Raw genomic sequence first — 6,698 nt, 5'->3', positions numbered from 1 at the left:
ATCTGTTTTCTCCTGTTAAACTTTTCTGTCCAGGCACAAGAGAAATACATCATGACTTCAGACAGTGTGCAACTGTACGTAACGGTGAAAGGAACAGGACCGTCATGTTTATATATCCACGGGGGGCCCGGTTCCGGAAGCAACTGGTTGGAGAAATTTATGGGCGACTCACTCGAACAGCATTTTCAAATGATTTATTTGGATCAAAGAGGCGTCGGCCGATCTTCGAGTCCAAAGGATAACAATTACTCTCTGGAGCGCATGGTCAAAGATTTCGAAGAGGTTAGAAATTCGCTGGGCATTAAGCAATGGCTAACGTTGGGACATTCATTTGGAGGAATTCTTCAGATGGACTATGTCAAAAATAATCCCAGTGTCATTTCAGGGATGATCTTCATCAACTGCTCCTTAGATTTGAATGATAGCTTTGGGAACAGTTGGTTGCCCAAAGCGGCGGAATTGATAGGCAATGCTGTTCCCGAGATCTGCAGTGACACAACCGTATCCATTTACCAACGGATGCTGGCCGTCATGCCCGTGCTTGGGGAAAAGGGTGAGATGTGGAAAATATTCTTTACCAACGAAGAAGACAGCTGGAAAATGAACGACACCTATCGTGAATTTGAAAGCTGGAATACCGACCAAAGTGAGCAAATATTAGCGCTTGATGAATACTGGGTCGACTATCGATCATCCACTGAAAAAGTGTCAAAACCGGTATTGTTCTATTATGGCAAAACCGACTGGGCCATTGGACCAGAGCATTATCTTGGTATCAAATTCCCGGAAATGATTTTATGGGGTAGCGAGCTTGGTCACATGCCCTTCCTGGAAAACAAAGCTGATCTGGCAAAAGCGATATCCAGTTTCATGGCGAAATATTCATTTTAAACGATTAAACCACTAATATGGTCGCCGAAAAATCAGCATTTGAAGAATATCAGTTTGCGAAATCAAGAATTGCAACAATCGATACTTGCGACTTAGGCAGAAAAAAAAATCATGTTGTTGCTCTGCTTGAAATTGATGTCACTTCAAGCAGAGAGAAACTAAAAAAATATAAAAAAGATATTGCCAAAATATCTTACAATGCCTGGCTGATAAAGGTGATTAGCGCAACCGTACAAGAGAATAAATCATTAGCTGCATTCCGCAATGGAAAACGGAAAACCATCGTTTTCAATGATATCAATGTCTCGTTTTTGGTTGAAAAGGAATTGAATGGCGAAAAAATCCCGCTTCCAGTCTTAATAGAAAAAGCAAGCACACTTGAAATTGAAACCATCACCAAGCAACTGAACGACTCAAAACACGCAGTTTCGTCAAAAAATCAACTCGTCATTCAGAAACGAGCGACTCGAGCAGAGCAATTGTACTACTATTTTCCGGCGTGGATTCGCAAAACGATCTGGAAATATCTGTTCAAGCATCCAAGGTTGTTGTTTTCAAAAATGGGAAATGTAGCCATTACTTCGCTGGGCATGTACGGCCAGATAAATGGATGGTTCATCCCGATATCCATACACCCGATTTGCTTTGGAATAGGTTCAATCGTGAAAAAACCGGTTGTATTGAACGACAAAATTGAAATTAGAGAAATGATGAATATGACCGTTCTTATTGACCATGACGTAATCGATGGGGCAAAAATGGCTCGATTCATCAATACCTTAATAAAAAACATGGAGAAGGGGACTTTTCTATAAAATACAAGGAACAACGAAACAGATTTATTAGAATTTTAAACTAAAAATGGAAAAACACCTTGCCTGGATTTTCATTTCAATAATATGCTTCATTCCCGCATCGCTAGCAGCTCAGGAAATGGAAGTAAAAGCTGACTCCAGCAAAATTAAAAAAAGCACCTTGTACAAGGCAGTGGCTTTTACAGGGATCAATTACGCAGCTTCCATCTACATTCTCAATAACACCTGGTATAAAGACAAAGAAAAAGTGCCGTTTCATTTCTATAATGATAATCAGGGGTATTTGCAGGTTGACAAATTTGGCCACATGTTTGGATCTTATGTATACAGCTACATCGGTTACCACGGTTTACGAAAGCTGGGAGCCACAAGAAATGAAGCACTTCTTTTTGGATCAACTTTGGGATTTGTTCTCCAGCTTCCAATTGAAATAATGGATGGCACACACGAAGGTTATGGCTTCTCGTGGGGTGATGTTGCAGCAAATACAATGGGTTCAGCGCTTGTATTCGGACAAGAATTGATATTCAAAGAACAATTGGTAAAATATAAATTCAGCTATTGGGAATCTCCTTACTCAAGGAATTCAAATGGGTACTATGGTGATACAGCGATGGATCGGTTATTTAATGATTACAACGGTCATACCTATTGGTTTTCAATGCCAATAAACAAGCTTGCTTTTCGGCGGCGTCTACCTTCGTGGTTGAATATTGCAGTTGGATATGGAGCAAATGGCATGTACGGAGAATTCAAAAATGTATCCAGTTATCATGGTGTTGCAATACCTGAGACAGAGCGTTACCGACAATACTTCCTTTCACTTGATATCGACTGGCCTGGAATAAAAACAAACTCAAAATTCCTAACGTTCCTATTTAAAGGAATGACATTTATTAAATTACCTTTTCCTGCTTTGGAATATAACGCTAAAGGTCAATTCAAAGCACACTGGATCTATTATTAGCCCGCAATTTTAATACCCGATGTGTTAGCCCAAAAAATTATTGTCGAACTAAGCAGAAGCCATTCGAAATATTAATTTTTTAATCACGAAAAGATTAAACCCTTCCGCCATAAATTGGTTATTTTTGTGGGTTTAAAATCAGAAAACTTAGTAAGAGAACATGACACCTAAATTGGAAGTAGCCCCGGAAATCAGAGGATTAATTTTCGACTTGGATGGCACCATTGCCGACACCATGCCCATTCATTACATCGCCTGGAGAAACGCGGCCGCCCGTTATGGCATCGACTTCAGTGTTGAGCTATTTGGGCAGCTCGCCGGCATTCCACTATACAAAACCGTGGAAAAGCTCAACGAATTATTCAATAAAAACATCGATCCCCAGGAAATGGGCGATGCGAAAGAAGCCGAATACGAGGCGAGCATGCACCTGGCACAGCCGGTTGAACCGGTGATGGACGTGATTCGCCAGTACCACGGCAAACTTCCCATGGCGGTCGGAACCGGCGGCTGTCGCGACTTATCGCTGAAAGCCATGAAAATTGTTGGCGTAGATCAATACATCGACCAACTGGTGTCGGCCGACGATGTCAGCCAGCACAAGCCCCACCCAGAAACTTTTTTGAAATGTGCCGAATTGATTGGCGTAAAGGCGAAAGACTGCCTGGTGTTTGAAGATGGTATTCTGGGTATGCAGGCAGCCGAGGCAGCCGGCATGCAAGCCGTCAATGTAACCGATTATTATGAAGTAACCATCGGGCAAGAATAAAAACACACCTATGAAATCAAACATCATTCTTCTGGTAATCACCCTGATGCTGTTTAGTTCGTTCAGGCCAAACTTACTCAACAAGAAAGCCACCATTGCTTTTTATAATGTTGAAAACCTGTTCGACACCATTGATGATCCGGGTATTACTGATGAGGAATTTCTACCAGTCAGCGAGAAGCAGTGGAACACGCAGCGGTACAACAAAAAGCTGGAAGATATTGCCCGGGTGCTGGGAGGGATCAATTCCGAAGAGCTGCCTGAAGTGATTGGTTTGTGTGAAGTTGAAAATCGTGGTGTGCTCGAAGATTTAATTGCCACCGAACCACTCACTTCGGGCAACTATCAAATCGTGCACGTCGATAGCCCCGACAAACGCGGCATTGATGTTGCTCTACTTTTTCGCAAACGGGAATTCAAGCTCTTGTCCCATGAGGCCCTTTTGGTTGATCCAGGCTTTGAAACCCGCGACATCCTGCATGTGACGGGAAAACTGGGCAAAGATCAATTCCACCTGTTTGTCAACCACTGGCCTTCTCGCTGGGGTGGTGTCGAAAAATCGGAGTCCAACCGCCTGGTTGCCGCTCAAACATTAAAGAAGAAAGTGGATGAAATTCTGGCCGAAAACAATGAAGCCAAGATCGTCATCATGGGTGATATGAACGACGAGCCGGACAACAAAAGCCTGGCGGAAATCGTTCAAGCCATGGCGCCAAACCAGAAAGCTAAACTGTACAACCTGATGATTCCGCTGGATGAGCAAAACCGCGGAAGCTACAACTACCGTGGCCACTGGAATATGATCGACAACATCCTTGTTTCAGAAACAGTTTTACGAGGCAAGGGCTTTGTGACCACGGATCAACTGGGGCAGGTCTATCATGAAGCATGGATGGAATACCGAAACAAGGACGGCCAGATGTCGCCCAACCGCACTTATGGTGGCCTCAACTATTATGGCGGCGTATCCGACCATTTCCCGGTTTATTTGAATCTGGAGTGGAGATAGAAGATACTAGAGGTTAGATATTAGATTCTGGATAACTGAAGACTGAGGCTGAATGCCGGATACTCGCTGTTTGATGCTGGATAACTGAATACTGGATTTATTTTCCCCAGTAAAGCCGCCAAGGCCTAACTTAAAATGGACAGCAAGCATAGTTCCACCCAACTTCGGCCGTTTTGGAATTTGTAGCTTGAACCCGTAACTCGAAACTAAATGGCATGAAACTAAAAGTAATTTCACCATATCAACCCACCGGCGACCAGCCGGAAGCTATTCGGCAACTCTCCGAAGGCATCCGAAAGGGCGAACTTAACCAAACGCTTCTCGGAGTCACCGGTTCCGGGAAAACATTCACCATGGCCAAAGTCATTGAAGAGGTGCAGCGCCCCACCTTGATTTTGAGTCACAACAAAACGCTGGCCGCTCAACTCTACAGCGAAATGAAGCAATTTTTCCCGGAGAACGCAGTGGAATACTTTGTTTCGTATTACGATTATTATCAGCCCGAAGCCTATTTGCCAACAACCGATACCTACATCGAAAAGGATTTATCCATCAACAAAGACATTGAGAAATTACGACTGAGCACCACCTCTGCCCTACTCTCTGGCCGCCGCGATGTGGTGGTCGTGTCGTCGGTTTCATGCCTGTATGGCATCGGGAATCCCGAAGATTTTCATGCCAACATCACCAGCGTCAGCGTTGGCGAAACCCTCAACCGAAACCAGTTTCTGCACCGGCTGGTTGATGCCTTGTATTCGCGCAACGAAGTGGACTTTCAGCGCGGCAACTTCCGGGTGAAAGGCGATACCATCGACATTTTTCTGGCTTACGACGACAAGGCTGTCCGCGTAGTTTTTTGGGGTGATGAAATTGAAGAGATCTACAGTTTCGATCCGATTGAAGGAAGCACCATCGTTGAAATGGAAACGGCCATCATTTACCCGGCCAATATTTTCGTTACTACCAAGGAACGGATGAAATCGGCCATTCATCAAATTCAGGATGACTTGGTGAAGCACGTTGAATTTTTCAAGGAGATTGGAAAACCGCTCGAAGCGAAGCGCATTTTGGAGCGGGTGGAATACGACATGGAAATGATGCGGGAACTGGGATACTGCCCGGGTATTGAAAACTATTCGCGCTACTTCGACGGACGGGCCGCCGGAACACGGCCTTTCTGTCTGCTCGACTATTTTCCCGATGATTTTTTGACCATTCTGGATGAGAGCCATGTGACCATTCCGCAGATCCGGGCCATGTACGGCGGCGACCATTCGCGTAAAATCAACTTGGTGGAGTATGGCTTCCGACTGCCCGCTGCCATCGACAACCGCCCGCTGAAGTTTGAGGAATTTGAAGATGTCGTTCATCAGACACTTTATGTGAGCGCCACGCCAGCCGACTATGAGCTGGAGAAATCCGAAGGCATCATTGTGGAGCAGATTATCCGCCCGACCGGCCTGCTCGACCCGGTGATTGAAGTGCGCCCATCGGCCAACCAAATAGACGATCTGATGCATGAAATCAATCTCCGGATTGAAAAGAACGAACGTATTTTGGTGACCACGCTTACCAAGCGGATGGCCGAGGAACTGAGCAAATACCTGGTCAATATGGGCATTAAAACCCGCTACATTCATTCGGATATTGATACAATGGAGCGTATTGAAATATTGGAGGAACTTCGGAATGGTGGCTTTGATGTGTTGGTGGGGATTAATCTGCTTCGCGAGGGACTGGATCTGCCGGAAGTTTCGCTGGTGGCTATTATTGATGCCGACAAGGAAGGCTTCCTGCGCTCGGAGCGCTCGTTAACCCAAACCGCAGGACGTGCAGCACGTAACCTCAACGGGCGGGTGATCATGTATGCCGACAAGGTTACCAATTCGATGCAAAAAACCATTGACTCGACCAATTACCGCCGCGAAAAGCAACTGAGGTACAACGAAGAAAACAACATCACGCCAACAGCCATCGTGAAACCAACCCGCGAAATCATTGGCTACGAATACCGAGGCGTCAAGCCAGCCGGTTATTCCGGGGGCGCTGATCATGCGGATGTGGCTGCCGATCCGGTAGTGCAATTCATGAGTGTAGACGCTCTGGAAAAAGCCATTGACAAAACAAAAAAAGAAATGCAGACTGCCGCCAAAGAGCTCGATTTTATTGAAGCGGCACGACTACGCGACGAAATGTATCGCCTCCAGGAAATGGTGCTAAAAAAGAAAGGCTAGCCCAAGCAAATCG

The 6,698-nt window shown here is 45.1% G+C and carries 6 protein-coding genes; all 6 read left to right on the top strand.

Annotated features, from left to right (window positions below; genetic code table 11):
• On the top strand, positions 1-891 hold an 891-nt coding region (locus AAC033_RS10365; RefSeq protein WP_339737763.1), incomplete at its 5' end, for an alpha/beta hydrolase.
• Positions 892-908: 17 nt separating this feature from the next.
• The gene (locus AAC033_RS10360; protein ID WP_339737761.1) at positions 909-1,706 is read left to right on the top strand and encodes a 2-oxo acid dehydrogenase subunit E2; all 798 of its coding nucleotides are present in this window, start codon (positions 909-911) and stop codon (positions 1,704-1,706) included.
• 46 nt (positions 1,707-1,752) lie between these two features.
• Positions 1,753-2,673, top strand: coding sequence for a DUF2279 domain-containing protein (locus AAC033_RS10355; protein WP_339737759.1), 921 nt, complete (start codon positions 1,753-1,755; stop codon positions 2,671-2,673).
• A 160-nt stretch (positions 2,674-2,833) separates the two neighbouring features.
• Complete coding sequence (locus AAC033_RS10350; protein WP_339737757.1) at positions 2,834-3,442, top strand: beta-phosphoglucomutase family hydrolase; 609 nt, start codon at positions 2,834-2,836, stop codon at positions 3,440-3,442.
• 10 nt (positions 3,443-3,452) lie between these two features.
• The gene (locus AAC033_RS10345; protein ID WP_339737755.1) at positions 3,453-4,451 is read left to right on the top strand and encodes an endonuclease/exonuclease/phosphatase family protein; all 999 of its coding nucleotides are present in this window, start codon (positions 3,453-3,455) and stop codon (positions 4,449-4,451) included.
• A 215-nt stretch (positions 4,452-4,666) separates the two neighbouring features.
• On the top strand, positions 4,667-6,685 hold the full coding sequence (uvrB, locus tag AAC033_RS10340; protein WP_339737753.1) for an excinuclease ABC subunit UvrB: 2,019 nt from the start codon (positions 4,667-4,669) through the stop codon (positions 6,683-6,685).
• Positions 6,686-6,698: the final 13 nt, after the last annotated feature.

Origin of the sequence: uncultured Sunxiuqinia sp., from assembly GCF_963974515.1 — a bacterium.
In the GTDB taxonomy this organism is placed as follows: domain Bacteria; phylum Bacteroidota; class Bacteroidia; order Bacteroidales; family Prolixibacteraceae; genus Sunxiuqinia.
This window is presented reverse-complemented; position numbering and strand designations above follow the sequence as displayed.